This window comes from Cupriavidus consociatus, from assembly GCF_017814975.1.
GTDB classification, from domain to species: Bacteria; Pseudomonadota; Gammaproteobacteria; order Burkholderiales; family Burkholderiaceae; genus Cupriavidus; species Cupriavidus consociatus.
In genome coordinates, this window is record NZ_JAGIQA010000053.1 from 1 (window position 1) to 19,271 (window position 19,271).

General features: G+C 62.4%; 16 protein-coding genes and 1 pseudogene. 6 read left to right on the top strand and 11 right to left on the bottom strand.

All coding sequences use genetic code 11. The features are described 5' to 3' along the window. Both J8I82_RS35710 and J8I82_RS35715 read left to right on the top strand, forming a co-directional pair. Window positions 1-177: amino acid permease C-terminal domain-containing protein (locus tag J8I82_RS35710; RefSeq protein WP_280908706.1), on the top strand; the 177-nt coding region annotated here is incomplete at its 5' end. Between the two features lie 284 nt (window positions 178-461). Continuing rightward, window positions 462-680 (top strand): hypothetical protein, encoded by a 219-nt coding sequence (locus J8I82_RS35715; RefSeq protein ID WP_209764909.1) that lies wholly within the window; start codon window positions 462-464, stop codon window positions 678-680. Between the two features lie 181 nt (window positions 681-861). Here the strand turns inward: J8I82_RS35715 and J8I82_RS35720 are convergent, their stop codons facing one another. Beyond that, window positions 862-1,857, bottom strand: coding sequence for a tripartite tricarboxylate transporter substrate binding protein (locus tag J8I82_RS35720; protein WP_209764951.1), 996 nt, complete (start codon window positions 1,855-1,857; stop codon window positions 862-864). 671 nt (window positions 1,858-2,528) lie between these two features. Between J8I82_RS35720 and J8I82_RS35725 the strand changes: the two genes are divergently transcribed. Genes J8I82_RS35725 through J8I82_RS35735 form a run of 3 tightly spaced genes read left to right on the top strand, consistent with a single transcriptional unit; the run spans window position 2,529 to window position 6,147 of the window. Next, a complete protein-coding gene (locus tag J8I82_RS35725) occupies window positions 2,529-3,062 on the top strand; it encodes a (2Fe-2S)-binding protein (protein WP_209764916.1) in 534 nt (177 codons plus the stop codon). Beyond that, window positions 3,059-4,036, top strand: coding sequence for an FAD binding domain-containing protein (locus J8I82_RS35730; protein ID WP_209764918.1), 978 nt, complete (start codon window positions 3,059-3,061; stop codon window positions 4,034-4,036). The genes J8I82_RS35725 and J8I82_RS35730 overlap by 4 nt, the downstream gene beginning before the upstream one ends. Continuing rightward, a complete protein-coding gene (locus J8I82_RS35735) occupies window positions 4,033-6,147 on the top strand; it encodes a xanthine dehydrogenase family protein molybdopterin-binding subunit (RefSeq protein ID WP_209764920.1) in 2,115 nt (704 codons plus the stop codon). Before J8I82_RS35730 ends, J8I82_RS35735 begins: the two co-directional genes overlap by 4 nt. Before the next feature lie 196 nt (window positions 6,148-6,343). On the opposite strand, the gene J8I82_RS35740 is transcribed toward J8I82_RS35735, so the two are convergent. The 8 genes from J8I82_RS35740 to catA form a co-directional block, all read right to left on the bottom strand. Continuing rightward, window positions 6,344-7,366, bottom strand: coding sequence for a serine hydrolase (locus J8I82_RS35740; protein WP_209764923.1), 1,023 nt, complete (start codon window positions 7,364-7,366; stop codon window positions 6,344-6,346). A 192-nt stretch (window positions 7,367-7,558) separates the two neighbouring features. Next, complete coding sequence (locus J8I82_RS35745; protein ID WP_209764925.1) at window positions 7,559-8,383, bottom strand: 3-oxoadipate:acetyl-CoA acetyltransferase; 825 nt, start codon at window positions 8,381-8,383, stop codon at window positions 7,559-7,561. A gap of 65 nt (window positions 8,384-8,448) precedes the next feature. Then, complete coding sequence (locus J8I82_RS35750) at window positions 8,449-9,846, bottom strand: MFS transporter (protein WP_209764928.1); 1,398 nt, start codon at window positions 9,844-9,846, stop codon at window positions 8,449-8,451. 111 nt (window positions 9,847-9,957) lie between these two features. After that, entirely contained in the window at window positions 9,958-10,734 is a 777-nt protein-coding gene (gene benD, locus J8I82_RS35755; RefSeq protein WP_209764930.1) for a benzoate diol dehydrogenase BenD, read from the bottom strand. Further along, complete coding sequence (gene benC, locus J8I82_RS35760; protein WP_209764932.1) at window positions 10,731-11,753, bottom strand: benzoate 1,2-dioxygenase electron transfer component BenC; 1,023 nt, start codon at window positions 11,751-11,753, stop codon at window positions 10,731-10,733. The genes benD and benC overlap by 4 nt, the downstream gene beginning before the upstream one ends. Window positions 11,754-11,791: 38 nt before the next feature. Then, the gene (gene benB / locus J8I82_RS35765; protein WP_209764934.1) at window positions 11,792-12,280 is read right to left on the bottom strand and encodes a benzoate 1,2-dioxygenase small subunit; all 489 of its coding nucleotides are present in this window, start codon (window positions 12,278-12,280) and stop codon (window positions 11,792-11,794) included. After that, a complete protein-coding gene (locus J8I82_RS35770) occupies window positions 12,277-13,635 on the bottom strand; it encodes a Rieske 2Fe-2S domain-containing protein (RefSeq protein ID WP_209764936.1) in 1,359 nt (452 codons plus the stop codon). Before J8I82_RS35770 ends, benB begins: the two co-directional genes overlap by 4 nt. A gap of 104 nt (window positions 13,636-13,739) precedes the next feature. After that, on the bottom strand, window positions 13,740-14,675 hold the full coding sequence (gene catA / locus J8I82_RS35775) for a catechol 1,2-dioxygenase (protein ID WP_209764945.1): 936 nt from the start codon (window positions 14,673-14,675) through the stop codon (window positions 13,740-13,742). Window positions 14,676-14,849: 174 nt separating this feature from the next. On the opposite strand from catA, the gene J8I82_RS35780 reads away from it, so the two are divergent. Beyond that, window positions 14,850-15,773: a LysR family transcriptional regulator gene (locus J8I82_RS35780; protein ID WP_209764947.1), complete on the top strand. Its 924-nt coding sequence runs from the start codon at window positions 14,850-14,852 to the stop codon at window positions 15,771-15,773. A 394-nt stretch (window positions 15,774-16,167) separates the two neighbouring features. Here J8I82_RS35780 and J8I82_RS35785 read toward each other — a convergent pair whose 3' ends face one another. Beyond that, complete coding sequence (locus J8I82_RS35785) at window positions 16,168-16,914, bottom strand: helix-turn-helix transcriptional regulator (RefSeq protein WP_284183254.1); 747 nt, start codon at window positions 16,912-16,914, stop codon at window positions 16,168-16,170. A gap of 236 nt (window positions 16,915-17,150) precedes the next feature. Next, a pseudogene (locus tag J8I82_RS35790) lies at window positions 17,151-19,271 on the bottom strand (hypothetical protein); the annotation flags it as partial.

Consider the following 19,271-nt stretch of genomic DNA (forward strand, 5'->3'; position numbering starts at 1 on the left):
TTCCGCTGCCCGGGCGTGCCGGTGGTGCCGCTGCTGGCGATCGGCTTCTGCCTGTTCCTGATGGCGCACCTGCAGGCGCTGACCTGGATCGCCTTCCTCACCTGGCTGGGGATCGGGCTGTCGATCTACTTACTCTACGCGCGCCGCAATGCGGTGCTGCACGGTCGCGCTAGGTAACAGGGGCTAGCTGTAAGCACTGCACCTCGCAAGGGAAGGGCGGGCGCACACATCACATTAATCAACGAGAAGAAGTGGTGGGCGGTGTGATGACGGGGCCTTCCACGCTGCCACATCCCTCCACGACAGCGCGCCCTCGTCACTCCAGCGGCAGATTATTGTGGCTTTTGAAACCGATCATTGCGAGCATAAGGGTTTACCGCCATAAGGGAAACCCCTAATAATGGCACTCATCGAATGCTGACCCAAAGGGAAGGCATTCCAGCTTGAAGAAGAGATGAGCCATGAATACCAATCGCCGTGCCCTAATCGCTGTCGTTACACTCGCTGCTACCCTGGCGGCTGCTCCTGTGTTTGCCAAGAACGGTAAATTCGATACTTACACTGACGGCGCGCGGGCTGGGAAGTACGATGTTTACACTGAGGGCGCAAAAAGCGGCAAATTCGATACTTACACGGACGGCGCCAGGTACTACATTGCGTCCGACCGCGCCCCCCTCTAAGGGCTGCACATCCCGGTCGGGGGCACCTCCCCAAACCCGGTTCCGCTCTCCAGAACCCCACACTTGCCAAAAGTGTGGGGTTTTTATATTTGGGAACCAGGACTGTTGGCCGGTGCCACTCCGGTGAGCCGGCCCGTTGCATTGGACGCCACGCGAGGCGGCGATCTTGAGGCGGTTCAAATCAGTCGGCGCGGATACCCCGCTGGCGGATCAGCGCGCCCCACTTCTCCGTTTCCCTGGTCAGATGGTCGCGCAATACGGCCGGCGAGCTTCCGACTGGCTCAGCGCCAATTTGCGCCAGGCGTTTTTGCAAGGCAGGCTTTCGCAAGGCTTCGAGCATCGCTCCATTCAGCTTGTCAATCACTGCCTGCGGCGTCCTCGCCGGAACGAAGGCGGCGAACCAGGGCGACAGTTCGTAGCCCGGCAACCCCGCTTCGGCCACAGTGGGAACATTGGGGAGCGCGCTGGAGCGTCTGGCAGTAGTGACGGCAATCGGTGTCAGCTTGCCGGATTCAATCTGCGGCTTGGCCGACGTGATGCTGTCGAACATGTAGTCCACCTGTCCGCCCAGGAGGTCTGTCATCGCCGGTCCGCTGCCCTTGTAGGGAATGTGCAGCATGTCGACGTGTGCCATCGACGTGAACAGCTCGGCCGCGAGGTGAATCGAGGTGCCGTTGCCGGCGGAAGCATAGGTATATTTCCCCGGTGCCGCCTTGGCCTGGGCAATCACGTCCTTGACCGTGGCCTCCTGCCGGCGCGACTTGTTGGCGACCAGCACATTGGGCACCACGGCCAGCAGCGACACCGGGGCGAAATCCTTGATCGGGTCATACGACAGCTTGCCGTACAGCGCCGGGTTTACCGCCATGCCGTTGGCCACGATGATCAGCGTATAGCCGTCGGCCGGCGCCCGCGCCACCAGCTCGGCGCCAATGTTCCCTCCCGCCCCCGGCCGGTTCTCGACCACAATCGACTGCCCGAGCGTGCGCGACATGTCTTCTCCGAGCGTACGAGCGATGCTGTCCATTGCCCCGCCCGCGGGGAACGGCACGATCCAGCGGATTGGGTGATCGGGATATGCCGCCTGGGCGGCAGGCGCCGCGATCGAGAGGCTTGCCGCCAAGGCAAGTGCGCCTGCCTGGCCGGTACGGGCCAGCCGCTGAAACAACGTAATCATGGTCTCCTCACTGGGTTCCCGCGCCGGGCGGGCTTGTACTTGCCGCCCGCACAGCCGGTCGATGACGGATGCTTCGCAAGGCGCAGCCGCGGCGGCAGTGCGCCAGCTTGTCGTCGTCCGGCGACTCGCCCGGGCCCGTGCCACGGGCCCTGCGGCAGGTTCATGCAGATTGTGTGTCAGGCAAGTATGGCGCTTGACCAAGACCGCGTCCAAGACCGATTTGGTCACGATTGATACCTTGCAGGTATTGGAACGGGTTCAGCCGCCGCCGAGCTACTCGGGCCCCCGCCGCGCATGGAAGCATTGAATTAATCCGGTCGAAGTAAACCAGCCTGCACAATCCGCGGGACCTGACGCAAGCCAAGCCGGCCGGTCCCCTTTTTCAAACCTATCATCCAACGCGTCAGCGCAAGAATCGTCCACCGCAGCGCAAGGATGTTCTATGGCGATGACCGCCGGTGCCTGTAGCGTTTCGACGACTGTCCCACCAGTCCAGTTCGCCACACAGCTTTCGGTTCCCATGCGGGCCCGGAGCCGGGCCAAACCTGCAGAAACTTGCGGAATGCGCCTGGGCGCTTGCCGCAGTTGGTTCCCGAAGTTGTTACAAGCCCGAACGAAGCCCTGTCCCTAACCGCCCAAGTCGTTGGGCCATGAAAAGAGGAATGTCGACTATGTCTAGTTCTGTTCGTTCCGATGATAGCCAACCACATTCCGGTGATTGTTGCGGCTCAACCCGTACGCCGCTGCGTCTGACAGTCAACGGCACGCTGCATCGCCTCGATATCGATCCACGCGAATCCCTGCTTGACGTACTGCGCGAGCGCCTGAACCTCACGGGCACGAAGAAGGGATGCAACCAGGGGGCGTGCGGGGCCTGCACGGTGCTGGTGGACGGGCGCAGGATCAACGCCTGCCTGGCTTTGGCCGCCATGTATAACGACGCCCACGTGAGCACGATCGAGGGCCTGTCATCGGCCGACGGCAACCTGCATCCGCTGCAGGCCGCGTTTATCGCGCACGATGGCTTCCAATGCGGATTCTGTACGGCTGGCCAGATCATGTCCGGCGTCGCTTGCATCAATGAGGGGCATGCTACCTCCGCCGACGATGTGCGCTTCTGGATGAGCGGCAATATCTGCCGTTGCGGGGCTTACCCGGGGGTCGTCGCGGCGATCGCGGAGGTTGGTGGGAGGAAGCTGCCATGATCCCCTTCACACTGCAGAAAGCTGGCTCCGAAGCGGAGGCCTTGGCGGCGGCCGCGGCCGGGGCCCGCTTCATCGCCGGCGGCACCACGCTGGTCGACCTGATGCGCGAGCACGTGGAACAGCCCGCGCACCTGGTTGACATCAACGCGCTGCCGCTGAACCATATCCACGTCGAGGGCGACGAGCTTGTCATCGGTGCGCTGGCCCGCATGTCCGATGTCGCCGCGCATGCCGACGTTTGCCGGCTCCACCCGGTGATCAGCGAGTCGCTGGTCGAGGGCGCCTCACCCCAGTTGCGCAACATGGCCAGCATCGGCGGCAACCTGCTCCAGCGCGTGCGCTGTCCCTATTTCCGCATGCTTGATGCCGCCTGCAACAAGCGCTCGCCGGACAGCGGCTGCGCCGCCGTTGATGGCCTGCACGCGGGCAATGCCATTCTGGGCGTCAGCGACCATTGCTCCGCCACGCATCCATCCGACCTTGCGGTGGCGCTGGTCGCACTGGACGCGGTGGTCCATGTACGGGGACCGCACGGCGCGCGCCACTTCCCCGTGGAAGACCTTTATGTGCTGCCCGGCACCACGCCGCATCTCGAACACAGCTTGCGGCCCGGCGAACTGATCGTCGAGGTCCGGATTCCACCGCTCGCCTATGCACGGACAGCGCGCTACCTGAAGGTGCGGGACCGCGCCTCATATGAGTTCGCACTGGTATCGGCGGCGGCGGCATACGAGGTCAGGGATGGAGCGATCCAGGCCGCTCGCCTCGCTTGCGGTGGCGTTGGCACCCGCCCGTGGCGCATGCGCGCCGCCGAACTCGCGCTGCAAGGCAAGCCGCCGACGCGCGCCAGCTTCGAGGCCGCAGCGCTGGCCACGATTGCAGGCGCCACGCCGCTGCCAGGCAACCGCTACAAGGTCGCACTGCTGCAGCGAACCGTGGTACGGGCCCTCGAACTCGCCGGAGAAGGAAGATGAACGCAAACCATATCGGCCAGCCGCATGCCCGTGTCGACGGGCGCGCCAAGGTGACCGGGAGCGCGCGGTATGCCGCCGACTTCAACCAACCCGGGCAGGCCTACGCGGTGATCGTGGGCGCTTCGATCGGACTGGGTCGCTTGACCGCACTCGACGCCGAGGCCGCGCGCCGGCTGCCAGGGGTATTGGCGGTACTGACCCACGACAACGCGCCGAAACTGGCGTACGCCCCGCACAAGGGTTTTATCGACCCTCAACACGGCGAACGTCTGCATGTCCTGCAGGACGATCGCGTCCACTTCTACGGGCAGCCGGTTGCCGTGATCGTGGCGCAGACGGTGGACCAGGCCGAACACGCGGCTCGGCTGCTGCAGATTCGCTATGCAGAAGAGCGGCCGGTTTCCGACCCGCTGGACCAGCGCGCCGAAGCTGTCGTGCCAGAGGCGGGACGCGAGCCGGGCCCTCATTCGGCGGACCGGGTCCGCGGCGACCCCGAGGCCGCGCTGGCCGCGGCAGCCGTCAGCATCGACGTCACCTACGATGCCGCGCGCGAAAATCACTTCCCGATCGAACCCAACGCAACCGTTGCCGCCTGGGAAGGCGACCGGCTGACGCTCTGGAGCAAGAGCCAGTTCGTGGTCAACGAGCAGGCCGAGATCGCAGCGATCTTCGGCATCCCCGCTGAAAACGTCCACGTCGTCTGCCCATTCATCGGTGGTGCCTTCGGCACCAGCCTGCGCACCTGGCCGCACGTCACGCTGGCGGCGCTCGCCGCCCGCGAAGTAGGCAGGCCTGTCAAGCTGGTATTGTCGCGGCGACAGATGTTTCATCTGACGGGACACCGGCCGCGCACCGTGCAGCGCATCGCGCTGTCGGCGACGCCCGACGGCAGGCTGACTGGCATCGTGCACGAAGGCACCGGCGAAACCAGTCGGTATGAGCAGTTCACCGAGGCACTCACTTCGGTGACGCCGTTCCTCTATCGCTGCCCCAATGTGCGCACCCGCTACCGGCTGGTGCCGCTGGACATCGGCACGCCGACCTATATGCGGGGTCCGGGCGAGGCTACCGGCGTCTTTGCGCTGGAATGCGCGATGGACGAACTGGCCCACGCCCTGGAAATGGATCCGCTGGAACTGCGACGGCGCAATGAACCCGAGCTCGACGAAGGGATGCAATTGCCCTTCTCCAGCCGCTCCATGCTGGCCTGCTATGCGCGCGGCGCCGACGCGTTCGGCTGGTCGCGCCGCACGCTCGCGCCTGGCTCGATGCGGGATGGACGGCTGCTTATCGGCTGGGGGATGGCCTGCGCCAGCTACCCCGTGTTCCATGGCCAGGCCAGCGCCCGCGTGCGTCTGCTTGCCGACGGAACGGCCGAAGTGGAAGCCGCCGCCAGCGACATGGGCCCAGGCACCTACACCTCGATCACCCAGATTGCCGCCGAGACGCTGGGATTGCCGATGGCCAGCGTGCGCTTTAGCCTGGGCCGTTCGGATTTACCGCCGACCCCGCCACATGGCGGCTCGATGACGCTCGCGTCGGTGGGCTCAGCGGTGCGCTCGGCCTGCCTGGCCGCGCTGGACCAGCGCGAGGCACGCGCGGATAGCACGGACGGCGCCATCGAAGCCAGCGCCACGACGGGCCCCGATGCCGAGGTGCGCAGCCGGTTTTCCATGCATGCCTTCGGTGCGGTGTTCGTCGAAGTCGCCATCGATCCCGATGTCGGCACGATCCGTGTCCGGCGCGTCGTCGGCGCTTATGGTGCGGGTCGTATCGTGAATCCGCGGCTCGCAACCAGCCAATGCACGGGCGGGATGGTCGGTGGCATCGGCATGGCGCTGATGGAGCGAACTGCGCTGGATCCGCGCGACGGCCGACCAGTGAATGCGCACATGGCGGATTACCTCGTGCCCGTCAACCTGGATATCCAGGGGCTGGAGGCGCATTTTGTCGACGAGGTCGATACCCATGTGAACGAGCTGGGCGTCAAGGGATTAGGTGAAATCGCACTGGTGGGCGTGGCCCCGGCCGTGGCCAATGCCGTGTTTCACGCAACCGGAAAGCGCGTGCGGGAGCTGCCGATACGCATCGAGCACCTGGTCGAGTACTAATCCGGCAGGTGCGAAACATGCGCCGACGCTGCCTGCAACGGCGGCGTCGGCGGGTCCGCATGGACCGGACGAATTCGTCGCGATGAATCGTCGTACTTCCACTTGATTGGCTTGGGATTCTTGTTATGTCGAGATTATCGCAGTCACCACCATTGCCGCCGCTGACATCGAGCGTCACGGCGGTGCCTGCGGCGCTTCAGACCCCGGCGGCCTTTGCTGCTTCGCCCAGCACGTCAGCCACCGCGCGGATGAACTCGCCAGTCCGTTCGGTGCTCGGCTGGCTGCCGTTCCAGTTCAGCGTGAGGCAGAAGGTCACCGGCACCGCGCCCGCCAGCATCTGCCCGGCGAAGCACAGGCAATGGAAGCTTTCCCAGTCAATGCTGCCGCCTTTGCCGAAGCCCTGCACACCGGCCGGCACAGCCAGCCACACGGCATCGGCCATGGCCTGGATACGCCTGTATTCCGTCAGCGTTGCCGGCTGCGTGAAGTATTTGCCCGCCAGCGACTGCCGGTACCAGCTCACCATCTCGGTCGCGGTGCTCAGCATCGCCTGCTTGTCGTTGATGACGTCGGTGCGGGACTTCAGGCCAAGATCCTCGCCATTTTGTATCTTGACCATGCCGTCCCAGCCGAGGTCGACCCCGGATTCAGCCCCGGCCAGGTAGGAAAACAGCTTGCGAGTCGAATCCGGGATGCGGGTCTGGGCCAGGCCCGCTTCGGCGATCAGCGCGCGCACGCGCTCAGGGCCGACGGCCGCGAGCGCGATATCGGTACCGGTGTTGTCGCTGTGCGCGATCATGGCCTCCAACGCATTTCGGTACGGTGTCTTGCCGGTCAGGCCCACGAACACCGGGCTGCCGGGAGAGCGGAACGTATCGCTGACGTCGCAGGCCAGGCTCTCGCTCAGTCCGCCGCGGCCGGCTTCGGCGTCCCGCAGAAACTGCGCCAGGATGAAGGTCTTGACGGCGCTGCCGACGAACAGCTGCCGGTCCGGATGATAGCCGGCCGACCACGCATTGGCGCCGCTGCCAGCCGGCTCCGCACGCACCAGGCAGTTGGCGGTATCCGGCGCCAACGCGGCAAAGCGCGCAATCGCGGCCTCCACGTCCGCCGGCGCGGCGGCTTCAGCGCTGCCGCCGCAGGCGGCGATGGCGGGCAATACCAGGGACGTGGCAGCGAGCTTGAGCGTGCGCCGCTTGGCGGGGTAGAAAGTGGACATGCGAGGATTCCCGAACAAAAGACTGGCCGACAATGCCGGCCCGTTGATATGGCCTGTGTCGGTACGTTGCCGCACCCCACAAGCTGGCTGATTTTGTGGCAAGTTTATGCCAGATCAGCCATCAAAAGTAGTCGGCAGGCTGGTCAACGCTTCATCACAGAGTGCCAGTCTCCAAGCGACGTGGGAATGTGCTCAGCACAAATTCAGGATCTCGCGAGCCTGGGCTGCGCTCGCGACGGGGCGACCGTACTCCGCGCAAAGCTCCGCAATTTGGCGCACAAGCGCGGCGTTGGACGGGGCGAGCGTATTCCTGTCCATCCGCACATTGTCCTCGAGCCCGGTGCGGCAGTGCCCCTCCAGTTCGAGAGACCAGCGAGCCATCGTCAGCTGATCTCGACCGATGCCTGCGCCGGTCCACGTCGCATCGGGCGAAAGGCGCTTAAGGGTACGAACGTAGAATTCAAGCACTTCTCGATCCACAGGCATTGCGTTCTTGATGCCCATCACAAATTGGATATGCAGGGGACCCATGATCGCGCCGGTTGCCTGCATGGCCGCGGCCTGGAAGATCATCGATAGATCAAATGCCTCGACTTCTGGCTTAATGCCGTAGGCTTTCATTTCGGCGGCAAGCCAGTCGACCAGGTCCGGAGAATTGTCATAGACCCGGGTCGGGAAATTGACAGAGCCGGTGGCCAAGGATGCCATGTCCGGCCGCAGGGATAGCATGGCACCTCTCTCATTGCCAGCCCCAGAGCGACCACCGGTGGATACTTGGGTGATCATACCCGGCGCGTGCTTGCGAATGCCTTCTAGCACCAGGGCGAAACGATCGGGATTTGACGTGGGGGTTTCGTCATCGTTGCGTACGTGAAGATGGACCAGGGTCGCACCGGCTTCGAATGCCGCCTGGGTTGACTCCACCTGCTCGCTCACAGTGATCGGTACAGCAGGATTGTCTTTCTTGCGCGGCAGTGATCCCGTGATCGCAACAGAAATAATGCAAGGCTTGTTCATGCTCGATTTCAGAAGGTTGGGTAGGGTGGACGCGGTATTCGTTTGCGCCCTCACCGATAAGGCGATCACTGCGCTGGTTTGGCGCCGTCTTCGTTGGCGCGTAGAACGACCGTCCGTTCCGAATCCGCTGCGCCCAGGCTCGACTTGCTGTCGATCACCGATGCCGACCGCTTATGGTCGATCAGGAGCACAGCCAGCACCGCTATGACCGCAGGCACTGCCATTGCAGCGAAATTCTGCTGAAGAGGAAGGGACATGCTTACCAGCACGCCGATGACGATGGGCGCGAGGATTGCGCCGCTCCGGCCGACACCGGATGCCCAGCCAATGCCCGTGCCCCGGACGGTAGCTGGGTAGAACTGCCCTGCATATGCGTACGTCACAATTTGGGTGCCGATCGTGGACCCTCCGGCGAGCGCAACCACGAGGAACAAGGCCTCGGTCGGCATCTGGTAGCCAAGCAGGGTGATGGATACGGCAGCAAGTGCGTACATGCCAACCAGCACGTATTTGATATTGAACCTGTCTGCGAGCCAACCGCCTCCAATTGCGCCGGCCATCGCGCCAAAGTTCAACACCAGGACAAAGGTCAGTGCCGAACCGAGGCTATAGCCCGCGCCAGCCATGAGTTTCGTGAGCCAGGAGCTCAATGCATAGACCATGAACAGGCACATGAAGAAGGCGACCCATAGCATCACGGTGCTGAAGCCCCGGCCATCACGGAACAGCATACTGATGGGAGCGCCGGACCCTTTGTCGGCCTGCGGCAAGTCGAACCGGTCTGTCATCCGAGCGCGGTAGGTGGGCTCCATCTGGACCAGTACCGCTTTGAGAGTGTCCAGACGATTGCGCTGGATCAGGAAGGGCAGTGACTCCGGCATCAGCTTCAACACTGCAGGGATGATCAGTACGGGAACGCTCGCAGCCAGGAATACCGATTGCCAACCGTACGTCTCGATCAGTGATTTGCCCATGATTGCTGCGAGCATCCCGCCTATGGAATACCCGCTGAACATCAGCGTGACCATGGTTCCGCGGATCTTGCGCGGCGAGAACTCTGTCATCTGAGCGACGACATTTGGCATCACACCGCCAATTCCCAGTCCGGCAAGGAAGCGTGTAATGCTGAACATGAGCGGATCATGCGTTATTCCCGCCGCAGCAGTAAAGACGCTGAAGAGTCCGATACAGACTGCGATGGCTTTTGGACGGCCAATGCGATCTGCAACGGTTCCCATGATGATTGCGCCGAACATCATGCCGAACAGCGCGGAACTGATCATGAAGCCGGCGCTCGTCGCATCGACGCCCATGTCTTTCATGATGGATGGGAGCGCAATGCCCACGACGGCCAGATCATAGCCGTCGAAGATGATGATGAGCGCGCACCAGAACAACAGGCCAGCGTGGAATCTGTTGAAGCGCGCATCGTCGGCGAGCTTGTGAACGTCGATGTGACGCATGATTTTGTCTCCTCCATTGTTTTAGGCGCGGTCGCGGCGTTCTCCGCAGCATCTGCGATACACGCCCGCGCCTCCAGTTCTCTGATCCTGGCGTTGGATCTTCGACGAGTCCTAGCCGTTGTCACCGCCTGCAACCGGCAGCACGGCGCCCGTGATGTAGCCTGCTTCGTCAGATGCAAGGAAAAGGATCGGCGCGATTTGTTCGTCAAGCGTGCCGTAGCGTTTGAAAAAAGTGGATCCAGTAACCTGCGTCACCGCCTCGCTCATCCAGGTCTTCTCTTGCTCGCTATCTCTGGCCGCGTTGCGAGGCACGCGCCGTGGAGGCGCCTCGGTTCCACCGGGTGCCGCAGCGACCACACGGATGTTGTGCTCGCCATACTCCATCGCCAGCGACTGGGTTAATGCGTTGACGCCGCCCTTTGCAGCCGAATACGGCACGCGGCGGATGCCGCGCGTTGCATTCGAGGAAACGTTGACGATCGTCCCGTGTCCTTGAGCGAGCATGTGCGGAAGCACCGCGTGGCAGCCGTACAAGGTCGGCATGAGCGAGCGGCGGATTTCCGCATCAATCTGAGCCGGTTCGAATTCGGCATAGGGCCGCATGCGAATGGCGCCGCCGACTCCGTTTATCAGGATGTCAATTCGGCCAAACGTCTCCACAGCGAAGGCCATCGTGGAGGCTGCGCCTTCATAGGTCTCGAGGTCGGCAATGAAGCCAGCAGTGTCGGCCCCAATTGCTTGCGCTGCGACCTCGGAGACGAAGTCGGCGCGGTCGACAAACAGAACCTTGGCACCTTCAGCCGCAGCGCGTAGCGCGACGCCCCGTCCGATACCTTGGGCAGCACCGGTGACCACCATTACCTTGCCTTCGAATCGCCTGGCGCTCATGGGGTCACCGGGGCTGCGTTGGGCGTGAACTTCTCGTAATGGAAGCTGTTGGGCTTCACGCCGTTGTCGTCGAAATACTTGCGCACCGCGTCGACCATCGGCGGAGGTCCGCACAGGTATACGTCAACATCACCATCGTTCAGGTATTCAGCCGGCATATGCTGGGTCACCCAGCCCTTGCGGGGATGGCTCGATTCCGCTTCTGCGACCACGGTGCTGAACGTAAAGTTCGGCAGCTTCGCGGCGTACGCTTCGATCGCCTCAACCTGGACAAGGTCGAGGTCTCGGGTCACACCGTAGATGAGATGCACCTTCTGCTCCGAGGTCGCGCGAACCAGGACTTCCAGCATCGACAGGAATGGGGCCAGGCCCGTGCCACCGGCCAGGAACAACAAGGGACGCTCCACTGCCCGGAGGTAGAAGCTGCCCAGGGGACCCGTCAGTTGCACCTTGTGGCCTGCCTGCGCCGATTCGAGCCAGGTGCTCATCACGCCGCCAGGGATTTTCTTGATCAGGAAGCTGATTTTCGATGCGCCCGGCGCGGACGAAAATGAGTACGACCGATGCTTTCCGCTGCCGGGGACGTCGATGTTCACATACTGGCCAGCAAGGAAGACCGGAGGGATGCTGTCAACGTCCAACTCAAGGACCACCGCCGCATCATTGTGCTGTGCGACTTTCGTGACCGTCGCAGTGAATTTGCTTTGCTCCGTTTTGCACATCGTCGACGATGCCGGAACTGCGATGACGCAATCACTCTGGGGAACCATCTGGCACGTGAGCACGAGACCGCCTGCCTTCTCGTCGTCGCTCAACGCGTCCTCAATGAAGTCGTCGCCCAAGTCGTAGCTGCCACTCTCGGCGCGGCACTTGCAGGTACCACACACGCCGTCGGAGCAATCCATCGGCAGGTTAATCTTGGCCCGAAAAGCGGCATCGAGAACCTTCTCGCCGGCCTTACATTCGACAAAGCGGGTCACGCCGTCTTCAAAGTTCAGTGCGATGTTGTAGCTGGACATGTTACCTCCTGCGTCCTTTCTCATTCCACCCAGTGGCATCAGACGTGGTAGACGTCCAGCACCTGGCGGATATAGTCGTTCTTGAGCGCAATCTTCTTGCTCGAAATCAGCAACCGGTCGTCAACGTTGCGGAAGGTGACGTAGGCGGTGCCGAAATACTGATCCGTGACCTTGTAACGATGGCTCAGCGTGTTGAAGTTGTATCGAACGTCGACTTCGTTATCCCGCTGCGCCAGCACTTCGATATTGGTAACGTAGTGGCTGGTGCGCGGCTCCGGCATCGACGCGCTGCTGCGCTCGGTTCTGATACGGAACACCCGGTCTTCCAGGCCACCGCGGCCCGAGTAATACATCAGAGAAATTTCGCTTTGCGGGTCTTCGGTGAGCTTGTCATCGTCATCCCAGGCCGGCATCCAGTAGGTGACATCTTCTGTGTAGCAGGCCAACCACTCGTCCCACTGACGGTCATCCAGAAAGCGCGCCTCTTGATAGAGCGCGCTACAGACCTTTTGATAGTCGATGCTCATACGGCTGCCTCCGCCTGTTCTTTCCGCAGGGCTTCGCGCATCACCCGCATCCAGTATTCGTGTTGAACCACAAAGAGACCTTCATCTTCGCTGCGCTCGCCCGAGATAAGCGGGTTCAAGCCCATGCCCTTCGCATTCGCGTCAGGTCCGTGGACCCACAACGGTGCGCCGCGCGACATGTCGTTCCACATCGACGTCGTGCTGGCATAACCCGCCTGGCACGCGCGGAACTCTTCGAGGTCGTCACTGGTGCCCATGCCCGAGACGTTGAAGAAGTCTTCGTATTGACGAATGCGGATCGCGCGGCTTTCTGCGCTTTCGCCCTTCGGTGCGAAGCAGAAGATGCTGACTTCTGTCTTGTCGACACTGATCGGACGGACGACGCGAATCTGGGTACTGAACTGATCCATCAGGAACACGTTCGGATACAAGCACAGGTTTCGTGTCTGATTCACGATGTACTTGGCCTTGTCTTCGCCGACACGCGCAGCAATTTCGTCGCGATGCTGATAGACAGGTCGCACTTCAGGATTCATCGTGTTGGTCCAAAGCAGGATATGGCCATGCTCGAAGCCATACACGCCCGCAACCGACTTGCTCCAGCCATTTGCGTCGACGGCCTTGGTGCCTTCGACATGGCGGCGGCCCATCGTTGCGGCATAGTTCCAGTGCACGGTGCTGACGTGATAGCCGTCACAACCGTTTTCCATCTGCATCTTCCAGTTGCCGTCGTAGATGTACGAAGAGTTGCCTCGCAAAACTTCGAGACCATCCGGCGCCTGCGCGACGATCTGGTCAATGATGACCTTCGTCTCGCCGAGATAGTCCTCGAGCGGCATCACGTCTTCGCTCAGGCTGCCAAACAGGAAACCGCGATAGTTCTGGAAGCGCGCGACCTTCTTCAGGTCGTGCGATCCCTGCTTGTTGAACTGCACCGGATACTCGGTGGTCTTCTCGTCCTTTACCTTCAGCAGCTTGCCGGCGTTCGAGAAGGTCCAGCCGTGGAACGGGCAGGTGAAGCTGCCTTTGTTGCCGTGCTTGCGGCGGCACAGCATGGCGCCCTTGTGGGCACATGCGTTGATGACCGCGTGCAACTCACCGGCCTTGTCACGCGTGATGACAATCGGCTGACGACCAATCCACGTCGTGTAGTAATCGTTATTGTTCGGTACCTGGCTTTCGTGCGCGAGGTAGACCCAGTTGCCCTCGAAGATGTGCTTCATCTCGAGGTCATACAAATCGGCGTTCGTGAAGATGTCGCGGCGGCAACGGAAGACGCCATTTTCCTTGTCATCCTGAACGGCGTTGCTCAGCAAGTCGTCCAGTTTCCGTGCTTTGTCGATAGTTGCGGACATGAGTCGTCTCCCTATGCGGGCTTCGTGGTCAAGCCCATGGCATCGGTTCAGATAGTTCGTGCGGAGGAGCTGGCGGCCTGGCGAGGGAGGCCGCCGTGAGAGAATTACGCCGTGGCGGATGCGCGAGGGCGATTCACAAGCTGGTTGTCCTTGCCTTGCACCAGGGGAGTCAGCTCGATGTTGAATTCGATTTCCTTGTACGCGTCGTCCTTGAGGCCGAGCGCGGCCCCGCCCGTCTTCTCGACCACGTGCGGCACGAGCTCTTCGCGCGTCGCATAAGCGAAGTCGTCCCAGATCAACGGATCGCCTTCGATGTTGATCTGCGTCGTGAGCTTGCGAGTCTTGTCGCTCGTTACGAAGAAGTGCACGTGCGCCGGGCGGTTGCCGTGGCGGGCAATCACGTCAAGCAACTGTTGCGTTGCGCCGTGCGGCGGACAGCCGTAGCCAACGGGCATCAGCGTGCGGAACTCGTACTTGCCGTCGGCTCCGGTCTTCACCGCGCCGCGAAGGTTGAAATCGTCTTGCGCGCCAGTCGGATCGAAGTGCGAGTAAAAGCCCTTGGAGTTGGCGTGCCAGCATTCGACGAGCGCATCGGCCACGGGCTTGCCGTCCGGTCCGGTCACCGTGCCACGGATAATGAGCGGGCCCGCGTTTTCGTCGGCATTGAGATCAATCCTGGAGACGCCATTACGCACGGGGGCGCCGGCAACATAGAGCGGGCCTTCGATCGTGCGCGGCGTGCCGCCGTGGATGTCAGCTTCACGGTCTTCTGCATCCATGCGGATGTCGAGATACTTCTCAAGACCAAGACCAGCGGCCAAGAGAGCCGCCTCACCATCTTGCCCGAGCTTGTTGAAGTAATTCACACCAGCCCAGATCTCGTCGGGCGTCATGTCCAAGTCGTCGATGGCCTTGAAGAGATCGCTCAGCAGACGATGAGTAATCTGCTTGGCACGAGCATTGCCATCTTGGCTTCCCAGGTTGGCAGCGGCCTGCAGCAGGTCCTGCACTTCCTTCGAGTCGAACACTTTGACACTCATGTCTGCTCCTAACTTTCTGTGTTTTGGTGGGGGTAAACCCTTGCTTCAGGTCAATCTGAATCTACCCAGAAGGTATAATGTGACCTCGAAACAGAGCGTGATTGCAGAATAGAGGATGGCAAACGGGTCAGTCCAACACCGTTTTAGTATCAGATCATATCTTGGAGGTATTGTATGGAGCTGCGACATCTCCGCTACTTTGTAGCGGTTGCGGAAGAACGCAACTTCACGCGGGCGGCAAAGCGGCTCCATATCGCGCAGCCGCCGCTAAGCCGCCAAATACAACAGCTCGAAGAAACGCTGGGGGTGCAGCTATTCGAGCGAAGCTCTCGTCCGCTCAAGCTCACCGAAACAGGCAAGTTCTTTTACTCGCACGCAGTGCATCTCATTGCACAGACGAACGAGTTGGAATCCATGACAAGGCGCGTTGGCAGCATCGAGCGCAGTCTGTCCGTCGGCTTTGTAGGGTCCACGCTCTACGGCATGCTTCCCAAGATCATTCGGCGCTTCCGGGACGAGAACAAGTCGGTCGAGCTCAGCCTCCACGAGATGTCGACGATGGACCAGATCCGCGCCCTCAAGGACGGCCGCATCGATGTAGGGTTCGGTCGGATTCGACACGAGGATGCGAACATCCGCCGGGTGATTCTTCGCGAGGAGAAAATGATCGTTGCGCTTCCCGTCGGTCATCCGCTCTCAACATCGAAGCCGGTGCTCGCGCTTCGGGACCTGATCTACGAAACACTCATTGTTTTCCCCAAGGCACCGAGGCCAAGCTATGCGGACCAGGTTCTGTCGGCTTTCCAGGAGCGGGCTCTTACGCCTCGGCGGATCTATGACGTGCGCGAGTTGCAGATTGCACTGGGGCTTGTCGCTGCGGGAGAAGGGATTGCAGTCGTCCCGAGCAGCGTCTATGGGTTGAAGCGCGACGACGTGAGCTACATGGAACTGGATGATCCTACCCTCACCTCGCCCATTATCATGAGTATGCGCGCGATGGATGAGTCGCGTGATATCAAGGAAATGCTGGAATTGATTTATCGACTCTACGAGGAAGAGGCGATTCCCTATGTGCCTCGCACGGACAAGGGGCCGTAGAACAGCCGTTCCACGCTACAACATCCTCTACGCCCGTACGCCCTTGACACATGAAGTGCGGAAGACCGCCCCCCGTTCACGCGAAGCCTGAGTGCGACACGTCCTGCCCATGCCGACGGACCGCCCCATTAGGGAGGTAGTCCGCGGCATCCGAGCAGAATGTCAGCGCTGCTGGCAAGCGCATTCCGGGCCGCACCGGCATTGCGGACCGCAGGCACAGACGGCTTGTTCGGCGGGCTTCTGGCAACCACAGTCGCAGCCGGCGCCGGGGCAAGCCGGACAGTTGCAGGGAGTCGGGGTCGCGGTATCAGTAGTGTTCATGGCAAATCTCCTTTCGGTTGAAGTGAGATGCCACTGTAGATCTGGCAGCTCCGCGGCGACTTGAACGAAACGGCTAACCCGCGGCGATACGCTGGACGTTGATGCCGGCCGCCAGAACGCCAAACATGCGCTTGAAGGTGCGAGAGAAATGTGCCGAGTCCGCGAAGCCGCCGGCATGGGACGCTTCGGTCAGGGTGTTGCCGGCTGCATAGGATGCGATGGCCACTTCCATGCGCAGCCACAGGACGTAAGGCCGGAACCGGATGCCGGTCTCTGCCAGGAACAGGTGGCGGAATCGCTCGGGAGACAGGTGGACCGCCGCGGCGATTTCGGTCATGGTGACGGTCCCGCCGATCCGTTCGCGCAGTATGTCGATGGCGCGCTCGATGCGCTTGTCGAGCTGCCTGGCAGGCAAGGGCTCGTGCAGGGTCAATCTCGCGGTGACTGCGCGGGCGCGCGCGGCAAGGTCTTCGTCCGTAGCCCCGGCGTCGTAGGCGGCGGCCAGGGCCGCAGCTTCAGTGGCGAAATCGTCGATGGCCAGCGCTGCGATCCCTGCGCTGAAGCGCTCGCGCAGCAACCGGCCCTCACGTGATTCGGGTTCGGTGAAGATCAACGCCACGCGCTCGCCGCGTGCCTCGAAGGCATGCGGCTGATGGGCGGCGACAATCGCAGCCTGGTACGACGACCAGTCGTCCTCCGAACTCCGGAAGCGCACGGCGCCGCCTGACAACGCTAGCGTCATCTGGATCGCATGATGCGCATGGAAGCCTGCCTGCTCTTGCGCATGCCCGATCCAGACACTGCCACCACGCCAGAACACGATCCGTCCGGTCCCGAAAAGCCTTGCACTCCCTCCGCGCCCCCGGTCGGTCATGGCCTCCTCCTCAGTGGCTTTCCGGCCTGATGTTGGCGATCACGAAGGAAGTGGTCGAACGCGCAGGCGCGGGTGAAGCCATACAGTCCACAATCGCGAATGGCACGATCTTGCGGCCAAGGGGATGCCACCGCCACCTGAAATGGCCGAAGTCCGGGGCCGAGAACGCCTCCACTTATCGTTTACGACGACTCTCGCAGCAGCTCGCTTGCCTGACAAGCATCCACGGTATCGAATCCCTCCGTGAATGTGGCATGGACCTTGGCTAACATTTGCCGTGCAGCGTTGTTCTTGCCTTGGCTGTTCCACAGTCGGGCAAGGCTCAGCGCAGCTTGCAGCTCGATGGACCTGGCCTCCTGGTGATGCGCGAGCGCAATGGCCTTCTCGAAGCATGCCTGCGCTTCGTCGTCCCTGTCGGAGGCACTGGTCATTTCGCCCGGCAATTTCAGCATCCATTCTCCCTGGAGGCGATGCAGCGTCGCTGCATCGAAGCACTCGCCTGTGCTGCTTGCCAGTGTCAGCGCCTCACCCAGCACGCGCAGCGCCGCATCAGGCTGCCCTGCCCTGCCATAGGCATCGGCGAGCAACCCCAGCAGGGATGGCCGCCCCAGTGCGGCCCCGGTGGCTTCGTGGGCTTCGAGACCTTGTTGGATCAGTGCGATGCCAGGCTCATGGTCGCCTTGCCGGCCGAGCGCCCAGCCGCGCAGAATCGTTGCCCAGGCCAGATAGAGCGGGAACCCCTGTTCGCTCGATAGCGCGAGCGCGGCATTGGCGTACTCGCGCGTCCGTTCCGGTTCGCCCCGGCGCTGATGCAGTTCGGCCGCATAGATCAGGCTCAAGGCAAGGCCGAATGGGTCAGAGGCCTGCCTGGCCAGCGCCAGGGCCTCTGCCGAGCGGGCCAGGGACTGATCCGGCAAGCCCAGATACCAGAGCGACCAGCTCAGCGCGCTGCGCATGTGGACCGCGGGGTTGCGCACATAGCGCAAGAGATGGCCATAGGATTGCCGGTCGGGGCGGTGCAGTGCCAGCGCCTGCTCGATGTGGGCCCGGGCCGCCCGGAACTCGCCCAGGCGGAACACGGTCGAGCCGAGCACGCGGTGTGCCTCCGCCATCTGTTCCGGGTCCTGCGTATCCTGCCCGAGGCTGAGCAGCCGCTCGCCTAACGCCTGCGCCGTCTTTAGCTGGGCGCGCAACAGGTAGAAGGACCACAGACCGAGTTGTGACGAGAAGCACTGCGGCGTGTCCCCGCCCTGCTTGCTCAGCGCGAGGGCCCGCGTGTAGGTCGCCTCCACCTCCGGCGCGCCGAAGCCGCGCGCGGCCATCCAGGCCGGGCCAAGCGTTAGCAGCAGCGTCAGCTCTTCCTGCAGGCGTTCGGGCGTATCAGGCAGGGTCTTGAGCAGTTCGAGCGCCGCGCTGAGATGGCCAATCGCTTCGAGCTGGGCGGAACGCTGCAGGGCCTGCTTGCCCGCCAGTTGCAGGTATTCGACCGCCTTCGGCACATTGCCGCTCTGGCTGTAATGATGCGCCAACTCGTTGCAGTACTCCTTGAGCCGGTCCGGGAACAGCGCCTCGATCGCCTGGGCCGTGCGCTCATGCAGCAGGCTACGCTGCCCCGACAATAGGGAGTTACTCGCGACTTCCTGGGTCAACGCGTGCTTGAACGCGTACTCGGCTTCGGGGTAAGCGGGACGCTCATAGATAAAGTCCCCGGCCTGGAGGTCGACCAGCAGCGGGTGCAGCGCGGTGTCGGGCTGCCCCGTCACATGCCGTACCAGACTGGACGGGAACTCGGTGCCGATGACCGCGAGCGTCTGCAGCAATCCCTTTTGCGGGACCGGTAGACGGTCGATCCGGGCCGCCAGCACCCCCTGCACGGTGGTCGGGATGTGGAGCGCCAGCGGGGCCTTGTCAATCCGGTAGTGGCCGGGCTGGCCGAGCAGCGCGCCTTCCTCGGCCAGAGTCTGGACTACTTCCTCCATAAAGAACGGGTTGCCTTCGGTCTTGGACAGGATCAGTTGCACGAGCGGCACCAGCGAGGGATCATCGCCGAGCAGCGCCGTGAGCAGACCCTGCGCCTCCGCCGGGCCCAGCGGTTCCAGATGCAGCTGGGTGTAGCACGGCTGGCTGCCCCAGTCGTGGCGGTATTCGGGGCGATAGTTCACCAGCAGCAGCAGCCTGGCGTGCGGCACCTGCGCGATCAGGACATCGAGGAACGCTTCGGTCTCGCTATCGAGCCATTGCAGGTCTTCGAACAGCACCATCAGCATCTGATTCTGGCTCTCGCGCACCAGCAGTCTTGCAAT